Here is a 17,376-nt window from a genome sequence, read left to right on the forward strand (position 1 = left end):
TCATTTTTTCGAAACCGCTTTGCCGGATGCAGGGAGCGGGACAAGTCAAGGCAAGGAATAGATTTCCGCGTGCGGCGGTTCCTCAAGTTTGGATTTCTTCAGTTTTCCTTTTTCAACCAATTCCCCGATGACCCTCTCTATTTCACGAGGGTCCGTGTCAAATAGATCGGCAAGCTTGACAGTAGACAGTGCAGTATATTTCGGTTCTTTTGTGGATGAGATAATCATGTTTTTGATTCGTTCAAACAATTCCGCTTGTTCCATGGTTTGATCCCCTTTTTAAAAAAATCTACTTTTATTATACGCAAAATGGTAAAGAAACAATCCCAAATCAGTTATAGAAGAAAGTCAATTGGCAATCCTAATAAAAAAGGCATGATTGGGGGACCGATGATGGAAGAAGCAACCTTTTCGATTCGAATAAACGGGCAAGAACTGGCGGCGCGTAAAGGGCAAACGATTTTGGAAGTGGCCAACGCCCACGATATGTACATCCCCGCGATCTGTTACCATCCGAATCTCGGATCGATTCAAACTTGTGATACCTGTTTTGTGAACGTAAACGGGAATCTGGTGCGGGCATGTGCAACCAAGGTAGAGCCGGGAATGGAAGTGGAGTCCGGTTCCAAACCTGTAAAAGATGCCCAATATGAAGCAATGTCACGGATTCTGAAAAACCACGAGCTTTATTGCACCGTGTGTGACAACAATAATGGCAATTGTGTTGTCCATAACACGGCCGAGCATCTTGAAATCGAGCATCAAAAATACCAGTTTGAAGCTAAACCCTACCCGCCGGACCAATCCCATCCTTTTTACCGCTATGAACCGGACCAGTGCATTCTTTGCGGAAGATGTGTTGAGGCCTGCCAGGATTTGCAAGTCAATGAAACATTGACGATTGACTGGGACCGGGAAGTGCCAAGAGTGATCTGGGACAATGATGTTCCCATCGATGAGTCCTCTTGTGTATCTTGCGGCCATTGCGTCACGGTCTGCCCGTGCAATGCGCTTATGGAAAAGTCCATGCTCGGGGAAGCAGGGTATTTAACCGGCATTCCGCAAAAAGTGCTGGAGCCGATGATCGATCTCACTAAAGAAGTCGAACCGGGATATAAAGAGATTTTTGCAATATCCGAAATGGAAGCGGCAATGCGAAAATCGAGAATCAAAAGAACGAAAACCGTTTGCACCTATTGCGGTGTCGGCTGCAGTTTTGAAATTTGGACAAAAGGGCGCCACATTTTAAAAGTCGAGCCGCAGGAACATGCGCCAGTAAACGGCATCTCGACATGTGTCAAAGGAAAGTTCGGGTGGGACTTCGTCAACAGCGAAGAACGTTTAACAAAGCCGTTGATCCGCAAAGGGGAAGAATTTGTTGAAGCAAGCTGGGATGAAGCCCTGAATCTGATCGCAAGCAAATTGCAGGAAATAAAAGAACAGCACGGGCCGGACGCGCTTGGCTTTATTGCTTCATCTAAATGTTCGAATGAAGAAAACTATCTCTTTCAAAAATTCGCCCGCGCGATCATCGGTACAAATAATCTGGATAATTGCTCGCGTTACTGCCAGTCGCCGGCAACGTCAGGGCTTTTGCGGACCGTTGGTATTGGCGGGGACTCCGGCACCATCCGGGATATCCAGCAGGCGGATTTGGTGGTTACGGTGGGGGCGAACCCGGCCGAATCCCATCCTGTCCTTGCGACACGCATTAAACGGGCGCACAAATTGCATGGACAAAAGCTTATGGTCGTCGATTTAAGGGAAAACGAACTGGCCAGCCGCGCCAATTTATTTATTCATTCGAAGCCAAGCACAGATTTGATTTGGCTTAACGCCGTGACAAAATACATTCTCGATCAGGGCTGGGAAGACAAAGCATTTCTTGAAGCCAGGGTCAAAGGGCTAGACAAGTTCAGAGCTTCACTGGAAAAATACACGCTGGCGTTTGCCGAGGAGAAAACCGGCATTTCGAAAGAGAACTTAATCAAAATGGCAACGATGATCCATGAAGCCAAATCCGTATGCATTCTTTGGGCGATGGGCATCACCCAGCACACATGCGGGACGGATGCAAGCACGGCCATTTCCAACTTGTTATTGGTTACCGGTAATTACGGCCGCCCTGGGACGGGGGCATATCCGCTCAGAGGGCACAACAATGTGCAAGGCGCCTGTGATTTTGGAACGATGCCCGCTTGGTTCCCGGGCTACGAACCAGTAGAAGATAATGAAGTGAGGGAACGGTACGAAAAGGCTTGGGGGGTCAAACTTCCGGAAAACCCGGGGCTTGACAATCATCAAATGATCGGCGGGATAAAAAGCGGCAAGCTCCGGGGCCTCTACCTGTTCGGTGAAGAAATGGCGATCGTTGATTCCAATATTAATTTTGTGGAAGAACATCTGGAAAAGCTCGACTTTTTTGTTGTACAGGATGTGTTTTTCAGCAAAACGGCCCAATTTGCCGATGTGATCCTGCCGGCTGCGCCGAGCCTTGAGAAAGAAGGGACGTTTACAAATACGGAACGGCGCATCCAGCGCTTTTACCAGGTATTTGAACCGATGGGTGAATCGAAGCCGGATTGGGTCATCTTTCAGGAGCTCGCGAACAAAATGGGAGCCCAGTGGCATTACCAGCACCCCGGCGAAATCATGGCAGAAGCGGCAAGCCTAGCAAAGTACTTTGCAGGCATCAGCTACGAGAGACTGGAAGGGTTTAACAGCCAAATATGGCCGGTTAAAAAAGACGGTACGAGCACACCGCTTCTATATCAAGACCGTTTTGCCTTTCCGGACGGTAAAGCCCGACTGGTACCGGTTGACTGGGAACCGCCTTTTTCAGCCGGGGAGGGATTTGATTACCATCTTAACAACGGCCGCTTGCTGGAACAGTTCCATGAAGGGAATTTGACGGACCGTTCTCCGGGCATCCATCACAAAGTGCCGGAGCCGTGGCTTGAGATTTCACCGGAGGCAGCAAGTGAACGGGGGATAAAAGACGGGGCGCTTGTACGGCTGACATCGCCTTACGGAAAGGTGAAAGTACGGGCCGTTGTGACCGGGCGGGTACAAGGAAAAGAATTGTACTTAACGATGAACGCCCGGAAAGAGGATGAAATGGTGAACCGGCTGACGAGCAGCTATCATGACAGGGTGACCCATACCCCGAACTATAAAGAAATGGGCGTAAAAATGGAGATTTTAGAGGAAAAAGGAAAACCGCCGCTGCCAAAGGTGAACCACCGTTATGGCAATCGGATTCCGCAAATCAGTGTAAGAGTGGAAGAAAAATGGAAGCGGGATGACTTTATCCCGATCACGGCATTATTTTCACCGGGAGGAAAAGCATATGGCGAAGGTGATCAGGCAAACGGGACGGGCCGGTAATGAGAAAGAAATCCGCGGACGGGAAGGCTCTGTTCCGGCCGTGAAATTAATAAAGCCGGGAGGGAAAGCATATGGCGAAGGCGATCAGGCAAATTAAACAAGTGGATCCGGCCCCGGAAGAATGGCAGGCAGCCTCTCTGTCGGCGGTTGTAAAGGCAGCCGCCGAAAACGGGGAATCACTGATTAAACTGTTAGAGATCATCAAACAGCTGGATGGCATGGGCGTGCTTAATGCGATGGAAGGTTTGCTCCAAAACCGCGTTGACGTTGCCGAAATTGCCTTAGGGCAACTAAACCAGCCCACCATGTACCATGTCGTCAAAAACGGGATGAACGTATTTAAATTTTTAGGCGCCATCGATCCGGAACAACTGCAAACGATCTTGTCAGGCATCACGAGCGGGTTTGAAAAAGCAGCCCAATCCGGGGGCCAGGAGAGTCTGTGGAAGCTCGGAAAAAGCATGCGCTCCCCGGAAGTGAAACGGTCGCTTGCCATGATGACAAGCATTTTGGCGGGGATGGGGGAAGCCATGGAGCAAAACCATTCGCTTCCTGAAGGAGGAACGGACATTGGCTAAAGGGATGTTGAAAGTAAGTGATATGGTGAATGAAGAAGATGCCGCCAAAGTCCGCCGCGCCCTGAATGAAGTCTGGGGCGTCCGCGATATTGAAATCAGTTTGGCAAGAAAAGAAGCGACTTTTACCTATAATGACCAATCGGCATCCTGCCACGATATGATGCAAGCCGTGACGGAGCAGGGTTACCGTGCTGAAATGATGGAACCATAAAAGGAGGAAGGCACTTGAAAGTATGCGAAATCTGCGGTTCCCAAACACCGGAAGAAAACGAAGCGGAATCAAGAAGAGTGCTTTATGTCTGTGAAAACTGCCGGACCGACCGGAAATTCGATTTTGAAGAAGAAAATTAAGCAAATGGCGTTGCGGCACCGCAACGCCATTTATGTGCGCAAATTTTCCGGCAAAAAAAATGGCGTCTGCGTTTGCCGGCTGCCCATATCCCCGGAAGCATGGGACTTCTTGCCATTGCATATACTAAAACACAAAAATGTTGTAAAATAAAAGACAATAGCAAGAGAAGCCTTTTATCATTGCCAAGGGGGGAATGTTATGGATCTTCAAGTCGGATTGTGGCAAAAGCAGTCAATGAAACTGGCAATGACCCAGGAATTAAAACAAGCAATCGAGGTTCTTCAGTTCTCATCCCAGGAGCTCGCATCTTTTTTGGAAGAAAAAGCTGCGGAAAATCCTCTCATCGAACTGTCCAGCGCCAATATTAAACTGGTCGATTCCCGTTTTTCCGGGCTGAGCCGTGTAAAGGGGCAGAAAAAAAGCCAGGACAAAAACTGGATTGAACAAATTCCTGCACAGACGGAAACACTTCCAGACTTTTTGATCAGCCAATTGGATATGAAAGCGTTATCAAACAAGATTTTGAAAGCGGTCCAACTTTATGCGCGCCATCTGGATGCAAACGGCTACCTTGCCATCTCGGTTCAGGAAGCGGCAAAAATGGCTGCCATTTCCGAAGAAGACGCCGAAAAAGCACTTGGCATTCTCCAGTCGCTGGATCCGGCCGGAATCGGCGCAAGATCGCTTCAGGAATGTCTACTGATCCAGATAAAAAGGGATCCGGATGCGCCCGGGCATGCGGAAGAATTGATCAGCCGCCATTTTCTCGATTTTGCCGAAAAAAAATGGAGAGGCATTGCGAAAAAACTTGATATATCCCTGCAGGAAATCCAGCGGGTATCTGATTATGTGCAGACGTTAAACCCGCGTCCTGGATCCGGTTTTATGGCAGATCGGCCGCAATACATCGTTCCCGATCTTTTGGTCAAAAATCATGCGGGAAAGCTCGAATTGTATCTTGTAGAAAACCAGGTTCCAAAACTCCGTTTGAATGAAAGTTATGCAAGCATGAACCCGGCCGGAGATGCCGGCGTCACCCGTTATTTAAAAGAAAAAACGCAGGAATATTACTGGATCCGAAAAAGCATCGAAAGCCGGAAAGAAACGCTGCTAAAAGTCGGCGCAGCACTGCTTGAAAAACAGCGGGATTTCTTTTTATATGGAAAAGGGCATTTGAAGCCGCTTACGATGAAAGAAATTTCGGATGACATCGGGATGCACGAGTCGACGGTGAGCCGTGCAGTGAGAGAAAAGTATATGGAAACGCCATTCGGGACTTTCCCATTAAAAACATTTTTCACGACCGCCTTGCCGGTTCGTTCTGCCGGCGGGGAAGAAGCAGCATCAAGCGCCGAGGTCAAAAATGAAATTTCAGCACTTATAAGCGGGGAAGACAAGCGGAAGCCGCTTTCCGACCAGGCGATTGTGACCGTATTAAATGAAAAAGGGTTTGAAATCTCGCGCCGGACAGTGGCGAAATACCGCGAACAGCTCGGCATTCCGTCATCTTCCAAAAGAAAAAGGTACGAATAAGCCGGGAATATTTTTTCAAAACGGAAGTTTCGCGTTTCATCCGCCGGCAAAAAAGGACGAATCGGACGGGAACGGGCAAATTTCGCACACACTTTGAAATAAATAAATAACGGATCAGGCATTTGGGTATATCGGGTCGGGAGCACAGCCCATGTGCCTGCCACGAATGGCCGGAAAGGGGGAGGATTTTAAAATGGAACTGGTGCTATATACAAGAAAACAATGCCCGCTTTGTGCGGAAGCAAAAGAACAGCTGCAACTCCTGCAAAAGGAAATCCCGTTCCGGCTGATTGAAAAAGACATCGAAGCGTGCGATGCATGGACGGAAAAATACGGCCTTATGATCCCGGTTATCGAGTACAAAGGGGAACTGCTCGGATATGGGCGGATTCACCTTTTTGCCATAAAGGAGCGCTTACATGAAATTCATGAGCAATAATAGTTGAAATGCAAAATTTATCCTGCTAGAATGAAACATGTAGCGAGGGTAATTTTTTTTGAAGCATGTGGGACAAAAAATGTCTCTATGGGACTCAACACGACCTACATAATTATTTAAGGGAGTACATCATCTATGCGATCGTTGATAGAGGTTCAAAAAAAATTATACCCCGATATCCTCGCTGTCATGCAAAAACGGTACCGGATCCTTCGTTCCATTTCTTTTGCGGAACCGGTCGGAAGAAGAACATTGGCGCAAATGCTCGGCATGTCAGAACGCGTACTGAGGAGCGAAACGGATTTTTTGAAAAATCAAAAGCTCATTGACGTAAAACCCTCGGGCATGTCGGTGACAAATGACGGTGCTGCCTTATTACAAAATATGGAAAGCATGATGAGAGAAATATCGGGTATAAATGAAACGGAAGAAAAGCTGAAACAAGCTTTGGGCCTCGAAGACGTGGTCGTGGTTCAAGGGGACAGCGATAAAGAACCGTGGGTGAAAAACGAGCTTGGAAGGGCTTGTGCTGTAAGAATGAAAGCCGCCTTAACGGGAAACAATATAATCGCTGTAACCGGAGGATCGACAATGGCCGCAGTCGCAGATGTGTTAACTCCCGATATCAGTGCCAAGAGGCAGCTGCTGTTCGTGCCGGCCAGAGGCGGGATCGGTGAAGATGTCGCAAACCAGGCCAACACGATCTGCGCAAAAATGGCGGAAAGGACCGGCGGAAAACACAGGGTATTATATGTGCCTGACCAGGTCAGCCCGGAAGTGTACAAATCGGTCGTAAATGAGCCGTCCATTAAAGAAGTTCTTACCCTTATTAAACAAGCGGATATTGTGCTGCACGGCATTGGCGAAGCCATGACGATGGCAGAGCGCCGCAAGACCGGAAAAGAAGAGATGGAGAAAATCATCCGCGGACATGCAGTCGGCGAAGCGTTCGGGTACTATTTTAATGAACATGGTGAAATTGTTCACAAGGTCCGGACGATCGGCCTGCAACTTGAAGATTTACACCAGATCCGCCATATTTTTGCGGTTGCCGGCGGGGCATCCAAGGCAAAGGCCATTAAAGCCTACATGAACACGAAGCCGGAATCCACTGTTCTGATTACGGACGAAGGGGCGGCAAAACAAATTCTCGCTTGGCGCTAACCTGTTTTTAAAAGGGATAACCCTTTTGAAATATAAAATCTTTACGACTCAAGGAGGAAATACAAATGGCAGTTAAAGTTGGTATTAACGGATTTGGACGTATCGGACGTAACGTATTCCGTGCTGCTCTAGGCAATCCTAATGTTGAAATCGTCGCAATCAATGACCTGACAGATGCAAAAATGCTTGCACACTTGTTAAAATATGACTCAGTTCATGGCAACCTCGAAGAAGAAGTCACTGTTGACGGTGATTCCATTGTTGTAGACGGCCATAAAGTAAAAGTTTTGGCTGAACGCGAACCTGCAAATCTCGGATGGGGCGACCTCGGTGTTGACGTTGTTGTTGAATCCACAGGCCGTTTCACAAACCGTGATGCTGCAGCAAAACACTTGGAAGCAGGCGCGAAAAAAGTTGTAATTTCTGCTCCGGCTAAAAACGAAGATATCACGATCGTTATGGGTGTTAACGAAGACAAATACGATCCTGCAAAACATAATGTCATTTCGAATGCATCCTGCACAACAAACTGCCTGGCGCCGTTTGCAAAAGTGCTGCATGAAAAATTCGAAATCAAACGCGGTATGATGACAACTGTTCACTCTTACACAAACGACCAGCAAATTCTTGACTTGCCGCACAAAGACTACCGCCGTGCGCGTGCAGCTGCACAAAGCATCATCCCGACCACAACCGGTGCTGCCAAAGCAGTTGCACTTGTATTGCCTGAACTGAAAGGCAAATTGAACGGTATGGCTATGCGCGTTCCGACTCCAAACGTTTCTGTTGTTGACCTTGTTGCTGAACTTGGCAAAAACGTAACGGTTGAAGAAGTAAACGCAGCATTGAAAGAAGCGGCTGAAGGCGAATTGAAAGGCATCCTCGCTTACAGCGAAGAACCGCTTGTATCCCGTGACTACAACCATACAACTGTTTCTTCGACCATTGATGCATTATCCACAATGGTTATCGAAGGCAACATGGTGAAAGTCATTTCCTGGTATGACAACGAATTCGGTTATTCCAACCGCGTTGTTGACCTTGTTGAATACATCGCTTCTAAAGGCCTTTAATTTGAACGATAAAACGTTGCAGGGGGGTGGGGAAGAATCCCCTCTCCCTTTTTTCAATGCCTGTAAAACAAAAGGAGGTTCGTTTTGCCATGAACAAAAAATCGATTAAAGATGTTGAATTGCAAGGCAAACGCGTTTTCTGCCGCGTCGACTTCAATGTTCCGTTAAAAGACGGCAATGTAACGGATGACACAAGGATCCGCGCTGCCCTTCCAACGATCAAATATTTGGTGGAAAACGGCGCGAAAGTCATTCTTGCCAGCCACCTCGGCCGTCCTAAGGGCCAGGTTGTTGAAGAACTGCGCCTCACGCCGGTTGCAAAACGCCTGAGTGAACTGCTTGGAAAAGACGTCAAAAAAGCAAATGAAGCTTACGGCGAATCGGTTAAGGCGGAAATCGCGAAAATGGAAAACGGCGACGTGCTTTTGCTTGAAAACGTCCGTTTCTACCCTGGCGAAGAAAAAAATGATCCGGAACTGGCAAAAGAATTTGCTGCACTTGCTGACCTTTATGTCAATGATGCTTTCGGTGCTGCACACCGCGCACATGCATCAACGGAAGGCATCGCCCACTACCTTCCTGCAGTATCCGGCTTTTTAATGCAAAAAGAACTCGATGTGCTCGGCAAAGCATTGTCCAATCCGGAACGCCCTTTTACTGCCATTATCGGCGGCGCGAAAGTCAAAGACAAAATCGGCGTCATCGACAATTTGCTGGATAAAGTCGACAACCTGATCATCGGCGGCGGCCTTGCTTATACGTTCGTCAAAGCACAAGGCCATGAAATCGGCAAATCGCTGCTTGAAGAAGACAAAATTGACCTTGCAAAATCTTTTATGGCAAAGGCGAAAGAAAAAGGCGTCAACTTCTATATGCCGGTTGATGCGGTCGTAGCAGACGAATTCTCCGAAACGGCCAACAAAAAAGAAGTAGCAATTGAAGAAATTCCGGCTGACTGGCAGGCACTTGACATCGGCCCGAAAACGGTTGAACTGTATGCCAAAGTCATCAAAGAATCGAAACTCGTCATTTGGAACGGACCGATGGGCGTATTCGAAATGGACGCGTATGCCAACGGGACAAAAGGCGTTGCAGAAGCGCTCGCGGCTGCAACCGGCACTTACAGCATCATCGGCGGCGGCGACTCTGCGGCAGCTGTTGAAAAATTCCATCTGGCAGAAAAAATGGACCATATTTCAACGGGCGGCGGCGCATCGCTTGAATTTATGGAAGGGAAAACACTTCCTGGCGTCGCAGCTTTAAATGACAAATAATTTTATCAGGAAAGGGAGTGTCCTTATTGCGTAAACCGATCATTGCGGGGAACTGGAAAATGAATAAAACCTTGCCGGAAGCGCTGGCTTTTGTCGAAGAGGTAAAACATTCGGTACCTGGCGAATCTGTTGTCGACAGCGTCATCTGTGCGCCTGCGCTCTTTTTGGAACGCCTGGTGGAAGCAACAAAAGGCACCCGCGTAAAAATTGGCGCCCAAAACATGCACTATGAAGAAAGCGGTGCTTTTACAGGCGAGATCAGCCCGGTTGCACTCGCGGATTTGCATGTTGAATATGTCATACTGGGACACTCTGAACGCCGTGAAATGTTTAATGAAACGGATGAAGCAGTCAATAAGAAAGTGAAAGCTGCTTTTGCCCATCATTTAACACCAATCGTATGCGTGGGAGAAACACTGGCACAACGGGAAAACAATGAAACAAAACAAATCGTCGGCTCACAGGTAAAAGCTGCTTTTTCCGGGCTTTCCGGCGACGAGGCAAAACAGGTTGTCGTTGCCTATGAACCAATCTGGGCAATCGGAACAGGCAAATCTTCGACTGCCGAAGATGCCAACGAAGTTTGTGCCTATATCCGCAGTGCCATCGCGGACCAATTCAGCCAGGATGTTGCTGACAGTGTCCGAATTCAATACGGCGGCAGTGTAAAACCCGGCAACATTAAAGAATTCATGGAACAACCGGATATTGACGGTGCATTAGTGGGCGGCGCAAGCCTTGACCCGCAATCTTATTTGCAATTATTGGAGGCGGTAAGCCATGAGTAAAGCACCTGTGGCATTAATCATCTTAGACGGCTTCGGCTGCCGGAAAGAAACATACGGCAATGCTGTAGCCCAAGCAAAAAAACCAAATTTTGACCGTTACTGGAAAGAGTTCCCGCACAATCAGCTCGGCGCAAGCGGCGAATCCGTCGGCCTTCCTGATGGCCAGATGGGGAACTCGGAAGTCGGCCATACAAACATCGGTGCAGGGCGTATCGTTTACCAAAATCTGACGCGCGTAGACATGTCGATCAAAGAAGGCGAGTTTGAAAAGAACGAAACCTTCCTCGGCGCGGTTGAAAATGTGAAAAAACACGGGACAAGCCTTCACTTATTCGGCTTGTTGTCGGACGGCGGCGTGCACAGCCATATCCGCCATATGTTCGCGCTGTTGAAATTCGCAGCCGATCAAGGTGTGAAAAAAGTATACGTCCATGCATTCCTTGATGGCCGTGACGTGGGCCCGAAAACAGCGGAAAAATACATCAAAGCAACAGAAGAAAAATTCAAAGAATACGGTGTCGGCGAATTCGCAACGATTACCGGCCGTTACTATTCCATGGACCGTGACAAGCGCTGGGACCGTGTGGAAAAAGCGTACCGCGCCATGGCATACGGCGAAGGCCCGAAATATCCGAACCCAATGGCGGTGATTGAAGATTCCTATAAAAACGGGATCTTTGATGAATTCGTTATTCCTTCTGTGATTACAAAAGAAGACGGCTCACCGGTGGCAACGGTTCAGGACCATGATTCGGTCATTTTCTACAACTTCCGCCCGGACCGTGCCATCCAAATTTCAAATGCTTTTACGAATGAAGATTACCGTGCATTTGACCGCGGCCCGAATCATCCGAAAGATTTGTACTTCGTCTGCATGACGCATTTTTCGGAAACGGTCAAAGGCTATGTTGCCTTCAAACCGGTCGGCCTTGACAATACAATCGGCGAAGTATTGGCACAGCACGGGTTAAAACAGCTGCGGATTGCAGAAACTGAAAAATATCCGCATGTGACGTTCTTTATGAACGGCGGGCGTGATGAACCATTTCCAGGGGAAGAAAGAATTTTAATTCACTCCCCTAAGGTGGCAACATATGACTTGCAACCGGAAATGAGCGCCTATGAAGTAACGGATGCTTTGCTGGAGCAAATTCGGAATGACAAACAAGATGCCATCATTTTGAACTTTGCAAACCCGGATATGGTCGGCCACTCCGGCATGCTGGAACCAACCATTAAAGCGATCGAAGCAGTCGATGAATGCCTCGGCAAAGTCGTGGACCTGATCCTTGAAAAAGGCGGCTATGCCATTATCACGGCGGACCACGGTAACTCGGATGAAGTGCTGACACCGGAAGGCAAACCGATGACAGCCCATACGACAAACCCGGTTCCGGTCATCATCACGAAAAAAGGCGTTGAAGTGCGTGACGGCGGTATTCTTGCCGACTTGGCACCGACCATGCTTGATCTGCTGAACATTGAAAAACCGAAAGAAATGACAGGCACAAGCCTGATTAAAAAATGACCCTGTGTGGGGAAGCCTGATAAAAGGAAAATCGGGCCAAATGCGTTGAAAGTGACGCCCTAAAAACGGGAGCGCCATGCCTGGAAGGTGCTGCGGCATGGAAAGGGATGACACCCGGGGGCATGCCGGGAAAATTTCCCGCAGACGTGCCCTTAGCGCCATGCCTGGAAAGTGCCGGGCAAAGTGATGAAAACCCCATTTATGCATTGAAAAAGGAGAGATAAGAAGATGTCTTTAATATCTGATGTTTATGCACGCGAAGTATTGGACTCGCGCGGCAACCCAACTGTTGAAGTAGAAGTTTACACAGAAGACGGCGGTTTTGGCCGCGCATTGGTGCCAAGCGGTGCCTCTACAGGTGAATACGAAGCCGTTGAACTCCGTGACAACGACAAAAGCCGTTTCCTCGGTAAAGGTGTCGAAACAGCTGTTAAAAATGTGAACGACACGATCGCTGAAGCGATTATCGGCCGTTACGATGTATTTGACCAAGTCGGCGTTGATAAAGCAATGATCGAACTTGACGGCACACCGAACAAAGGCAAACTTGGCGCAAATGCCATCCTTGGCGTTTCCCTTGCTGTTGCCCGTGCTGCAGCAAACGAATTGGATTTGCCTTTGTACAAATACCTTGGCGGATTCAACGCAAAACAACTGCCGGTTCCGATGATGAACATCTTAAACGGCGGTGCGCATGCTGACAACAACGTGGACATTCAGGAATTCATGATCATGCCTGCCGGCGCTCCGACTTTCAAAGAAGCGTTGCGCATGGGTGCTGAAATTTTCCACAACCTGCGTTCTGTTTTGAAAGCAAAAGGTTATAATACTGCTGTCGGGGACGAAGGCGGTTTTGCACCAAACTTGAAATCGAATGAAGAAGCCCTTTCTACCATTATTGAAGCCATCGAAAAAGCCGGCTACAAACCAGGCGAACAAGTTTTGCTTGCAATGGACGTTGCATCTTCCGAAATTTACAGCGACGAAGACCATAAATACCATTTAGCCGGCGAAGGCAAAGCTTTGACTGCTGAAGAAATGGTCAACTGGTATGAAGAATTAATTTCGAAATACCCAATCATCTCCATTGAAGACGGTTTGGATGAAAATGACTGGGAAGGCTTCAAAATGTTAACAGAACGCCTTGGCAAGAAAGTCCAATTGGTGGGCGACGACCTGTTCGTAACCAATACTGAAAAACTTGCCCGTGGTATTGAAGAAGGCATTAGCAACTCCATTCTGATCAAAGTAAACCAAATCGGTACTTTGACGGAAACTTTCAATGCGATTGAAATGGCAAAACGTGCAGGCTATACTGCAATTGTTTCCCACCGTTCTGGCGAAACAGAAGACAGCACCATTGCGGACATCGCCGTTGCAACAAACGCCGGCCAAATCAAAACAGGTGCGCCATCCCGTACCGACCGCGTAGCAAAATACAACCAATTGCTCCGCATCGAAGACGAACTGGCTGAAACAGCCGAGTTCCTTGGCAAAAAAACTTTCTACAACTTGAAAAAATAATTGGCTTTGGTACGCTGCCCGGTGAGAGCCGGGCAGTTTTTGATTGTATGGGAAAACCCGGAACCCAAAAAACGTCCTTCATCACCGGACCCCTAAAAGACAAAACGGGGGCCGGATCAGGAAGACGCTGTTCCTTTTCGGACAATTGTTCCAATGTAGTTGAACCCCGCTCTCCAATATGGTACACTCAAGATTAGGTATTGCCCGTCTCAGGAGGTGTGCAGTTGTGCATACATTGTTATTAACGTTACTAATCATCGATTCAATTCTGTTGATTGCAGTCATTCTGCTCCAGCCCGGGAAAAGCACGGGATTGTCCGGCGCCATTTCCGGCGGTGCTGAACAGCTTTTCGGGAAACAAAAAGTGCGTGGTATTGACCTGATCTTACACAGGATTACGATTGTGCTCGCTGTTTTATTTTTCCTGCTGGCCATCGGACTTGCATATGTAAACCTATAAGGGTATGCAAATCAGGCAACTTATTCAGAAGCCTTATCCGCACATGCCTGTAAACTTTAAGACACCCATCCCGGTCCCAAAATCCAGGCCGGGTATTTTTATGCGGATTGCTGGCAATTCCGAAACGTCTTTGTTACAAATAAAATGAACAAAGGCCCCAAAGAAAAACAGCAGGAAAGAGGCGTTTTTTACGGATGATGAGAATTGTACCACCCAAACCGTTTTTATTTGAAGCCGGCAAGAGGGCTGTACTGCTTTTGCACGGATTTACCGGAAGCAGCGCCGATGTCAGGATGCTCGGGCGCTTCCTTGAAAAAAAAGGATACACTTGCCATGCGCCGCAATATAAAGGGCACGGGGTACCGCCTGAAAATCTTTTGCATACGGGCCCAAGCGACTGGTGGCAGGATGTCATGAACGGCTACCAGTTATTGAAAGAAAAAGGGTATCATGAAATTGCAGTGGCCGGATTGTCACTGGGCGGGGTATTTTCCTTAAAATTAGGTTACACTGTACCTGTAAAGGGAATTATCACCATGTGCGCGCCCATGTACATAAAAAGCGAGCAAACGATGTATGAAGGCGTGGTTGCGTATGCCCGCAAATATAAACAGTTCGAAGGGAAAAGCGAAGCGCAGATCGAACAGGAAATGCGGGAATTTAAAAAAACGCCGATGCATACGCTGCAATCGCTGCAAGAGCTTATTCAGGATGTGCGCAACCATGTCGATCACATTTATGCGCCTGTTTTTGTCGTACAAGCGCGCCATGATGAAATGATCCGCCCGGAAAGCGCCAATATTATTTATTCAGAAGTGGAAACAGACCATAAGCAACTCAAATGGTATGAGAACTCCGGCCATGTCATTACACTCGATGGCGAAAAAGACCAACTTCACGAAGATGTATACACATTTCTGGAGTCGCTTGACTGGTCGGTTTAAAATTTTCCCGAAAAAGGAGGGAAATAAATGGAACAAGACCAACTACAGCAAGATGTTGAAAAAATTTTATCTTATATGAAAGAAGAGACGTACAAGCCGCTGACGGTTCAGGAACTGGAAAAAGCGTTCGGCATTGACGATTCTTCCGAGTTCAAAGCATTTGTAAAAGTGCTCGTTTATATGGAGGAAAAAGGCCTCATTGTCCGCACGCGAAGCAACCGTTACGGCCTGCCGGAAAAAATGAATCTCGTACGCGGGAAACTGATCGGCCACCCGAAAGGCTTTGCTTTTGTCGCACCCGATGAACCCGGGATGGACGACATTTTTATCCCGCCGCATGAAACGAACCATGCATTAAATGGAGACACCGTTATTGTCCGTGTGTCCACCAAAAGCTCAGGCCAGCGCCAGGAAGGAACCGTTGTGCGCATTCTTGAGCGCGGCCAGACAGAACTTGTCGGCACATACGTCGAAAGCAAACATTTCGGATTTGTCGTACCCGATGACAAACGGTTCGGCAGCGATATTTTTATTCCGAAAACAGCAAACGGCGGTGCTGTCGAAGGCCATAAAGTGATTGTCCATATTACCGCCTATCCGGAAGGCACGAAAAATGCGGAAGGCGAAATCATCAAAATTCTCGGCCATAAAAATGATCCCGGTGTCGATATCTTGTCGATTATCCATCAGTACGGGCTGCCCCAGGCATTTCCGGATGAAGTGCTCGAACAGGCAAACCGGGTGCCGGAAGAAATTGATGAGAACGAGATTGGCAGCCGCCGTGATTTGCGCGGGGAAATGATTGTAACGATTGACGGGGTCGATGCAAAAGACCTCGATGATGCCGTTACCGTGAAAAAACTGGCAAACGGCCATTACAAGCTCGGCGTCCATATCGCAGATGTTAGCCATTATGTACGGGAAGGATCACCGATTGACCGTGAAGCATTTGAACGCGGGACGAGCGTGTACCTTGTTGACCGCGTCATCCCGATGATCCCGCACCGTTTATCAAACGGCATCTGTTCCCTGAATCCGCAAGTCAACCGGTTTACGCTGTCATGCGAAATGGAAATTGATGAAACAGGCCACGTTGTCCATCATGAAATTTTTGAAAGCATCATCAAAACGACCGCGCGGATGACGTATGCGGACGTTAATAAAATCCTTGTCGACCGCGACGAAGCGCTTAGAAAACACTATGAGCCGCTCGTTCCAATGTTTGAACAAATGGCCGAACTCGCGGAGATTTTGCGCAAAAAAAGGATGGAGCGCGGCGCTATTGATTTTGATTTTAAAGAAGCAAAAGTCATTGTCGATGAAAAGGGCAAACCAACGGATGTTGTGTTGCGTGAGCGGTCGGTTGCAGAAAAGCTGATCGAGGAATTTATGCTTGCTGCCAACGAAACGGTTGCCGAACATTTTTACTGGCTGGACGTGCCGTTTATTTATCGGATCCACGAAGAGCCGAAAGCGGAGAAACTGCAGCGGTTCTTTGAATTTATTACCAACTTCGGCCTGATTGTGCGCGGCACAGCCAATTCAGTGCATCCGCGCGCGCTGCAGGAAATCATTGATACGGTTTCCGGGCGGCCTGAGGAAATGGTCGTGTCGACGGTCATGCTGCGGTCGATGCAGCAGGCGAAGTACGATCCGGAATGCATTGGCCACTTCGGCTTATCAACGAAATTTTACACGCATTTCACCTCGCCGATCCGTCGTTATCCGGACCTGATTGTCCACCGGTTGATCCGCGCTTATTTGATCAGCGGAAAATTGGATGAAAAGACAAAAGAAAAATGGAAAGCATTGCTGCCGGAAATTGCGGACCATGCCTCGAAAATGGAACGCCGGGCAGTAGAAGCTGAACGGGATACGGATGAGCTGAAAAAGGCCGAATTTATGGAAGACAAAATTGGGGAAGAGTTCGATGGGATTATCAGCTCGGTTACGAATTTCGGCATGTTTGTCGAACTGCCGAACACCATTGAAGGGCTTGTCCATGTCAGCTATATGACAGATGACTATTACCATTACAATGAGCGGCAATATGCCATGATCGGCGAGCGGACAGGAAATGTATTCCGCATTGGCGATGAAATCCGCGTCCGCGTGCTCAATGTGAACAAAGACGAACACAATATTGATTTTGAAATTGTCGGCATGAAAAACAACCGCCGCGAAAAAACGGAAGAACGCCCGAAAAAGATCGTCAAAGTGCGCGGCGCCCATTCTGCCCGGCCGCAAAAAACGCGCCATGCCGGCGAAGACTGGGCGACAAGGCCGCCGAAAAAGAAAAAAGCAAATCGAAGGTAACCGGATTTTTCCGGGA

Annotated in this window: 16 protein-coding genes; 15 read left to right on the plus strand and 1 reads right to left on the minus strand. The window is 48.1% G+C overall.

The window, feature by feature from the left end:
• Positions 1-45 precede the first annotated feature (45 nt).
• Positions 46-264: a PCI domain-containing protein gene (locus ABR335_RS04905; protein WP_014097463.1), complete on the minus strand. Its 219-nt coding sequence runs from the start codon at positions 262-264 to the stop codon at positions 46-48.
• 129 nt (positions 265-393) lie between these two features.
• Between ABR335_RS04905 and fdhF the strand changes: the two genes are divergently transcribed.
• The 15 genes from fdhF (at position 394) to rnr (ending at position 17,360) form a co-directional block, all read left to right on the plus strand.
• Positions 394-3,387: a formate dehydrogenase subunit alpha gene (gene fdhF / locus ABR335_RS04910; RefSeq protein ID WP_017551324.1), complete on the plus strand. Its 2,994-nt coding sequence runs from the start codon at positions 394-396 to the stop codon at positions 3,385-3,387.
• A 71-nt stretch (positions 3,388-3,458) separates the two neighbouring features.
• Complete coding sequence (locus ABR335_RS04915) at positions 3,459-3,965, plus strand: DUF1641 domain-containing protein (protein WP_014097466.1); 507 nt, start codon at positions 3,459-3,461, stop codon at positions 3,963-3,965.
• Entirely contained in the window at positions 3,958-4,176 is a 219-nt protein-coding gene (locus ABR335_RS04920) for a heavy-metal-associated domain-containing protein (protein WP_014097467.1), read from the plus strand. The genes ABR335_RS04915 and ABR335_RS04920 overlap by 8 nt, the downstream gene beginning before the upstream one ends.
• A 14-nt stretch (positions 4,177-4,190) precedes the next feature.
• Positions 4,191-4,316 carry a hypothetical protein gene (locus ABR335_RS04925; RefSeq protein ID WP_014097468.1) on the plus strand — a complete coding sequence of 42 codons (126 nt, stop codon included), beginning with the start codon at positions 4,191-4,193 and terminating at the stop codon, positions 4,314-4,316.
• A 199-nt stretch (positions 4,317-4,515) separates the two neighbouring features.
• Positions 4,516-5,850: an RNA polymerase factor sigma-54 gene (gene rpoN, locus ABR335_RS04930; RefSeq protein ID WP_017551322.1), complete on the plus strand. Its 1,335-nt coding sequence runs from the start codon at positions 4,516-4,518 to the stop codon at positions 5,848-5,850.
• Positions 5,851-6,043: 193 nt separating this feature from the next.
• Positions 6,044-6,289: a glutaredoxin family protein gene (locus ABR335_RS04935; protein WP_014097470.1), complete on the plus strand. Its 246-nt coding sequence runs from the start codon at positions 6,044-6,046 to the stop codon at positions 6,287-6,289.
• 135 nt (positions 6,290-6,424) lie between these two features.
• Positions 6,425-7,453: a sugar-binding transcriptional regulator gene (locus ABR335_RS04940; RefSeq protein ID WP_017551321.1), complete on the plus strand. Its 1,029-nt coding sequence runs from the start codon at positions 6,425-6,427 to the stop codon at positions 7,451-7,453.
• A 65-nt stretch (positions 7,454-7,518) separates the two neighbouring features.
• Positions 7,519-8,526, plus strand: coding sequence for a type I glyceraldehyde-3-phosphate dehydrogenase (gene gap, locus ABR335_RS04945; RefSeq protein WP_017551320.1), 1,008 nt, complete (start codon positions 7,519-7,521; stop codon positions 8,524-8,526).
• Between the two features lie 89 nt (positions 8,527-8,615).
• Positions 8,616-9,800, plus strand: a complete 1,185-nt coding sequence (locus ABR335_RS04950) for a phosphoglycerate kinase (protein WP_017551319.1) — start codon at positions 8,616-8,618, stop codon at positions 9,798-9,800.
• 26 nt (positions 9,801-9,826) lie between these two features.
• Positions 9,827-10,588, plus strand: a complete 762-nt coding sequence (tpiA, locus tag ABR335_RS04955; protein WP_013860187.1) for a triose-phosphate isomerase — start codon at positions 9,827-9,829, stop codon at positions 10,586-10,588.
• Positions 10,581-12,116, plus strand: coding sequence for a 2,3-bisphosphoglycerate-independent phosphoglycerate mutase (gene gpmI / locus ABR335_RS04960; protein WP_017551318.1), 1,536 nt, complete (start codon positions 10,581-10,583; stop codon positions 12,114-12,116). The genes tpiA and gpmI overlap by 8 nt, the downstream gene beginning before the upstream one ends.
• Positions 12,117-12,344: 228 nt before the next feature.
• The gene (gene eno, locus ABR335_RS04965) at positions 12,345-13,640 is read left to right on the plus strand and encodes a phosphopyruvate hydratase (protein WP_350346627.1); all 1,296 of its coding nucleotides are present in this window, start codon (positions 12,345-12,347) and stop codon (positions 13,638-13,640) included.
• Positions 13,641-13,866: 226 nt separating this feature from the next.
• Entirely contained in the window at positions 13,867-14,100 is a 234-nt protein-coding gene (gene secG, locus ABR335_RS04970) for a preprotein translocase subunit SecG (RefSeq protein ID WP_017551316.1), read from the plus strand.
• Positions 14,101-14,294: 194 nt separating this feature from the next.
• Positions 14,295-15,044, plus strand: coding sequence for an alpha/beta hydrolase (locus ABR335_RS04975; RefSeq protein ID WP_013860182.1), 750 nt, complete (start codon positions 14,295-14,297; stop codon positions 15,042-15,044).
• Positions 15,045-15,071: 27 nt separating this feature from the next.
• Entirely contained in the window at positions 15,072-17,360 is a 2,289-nt protein-coding gene (gene rnr / locus ABR335_RS04980; RefSeq protein WP_350346628.1) for a ribonuclease R, read from the plus strand.
• Positions 17,361-17,376: the final 16 nt, after the last annotated feature.

This window comes from Heyndrickxia faecalis, assembly GCF_040267745.1.
Lineage (GTDB): Bacteria > Bacillota > Bacilli > Bacillales > Bacillaceae_C > Weizmannia > Weizmannia faecalis.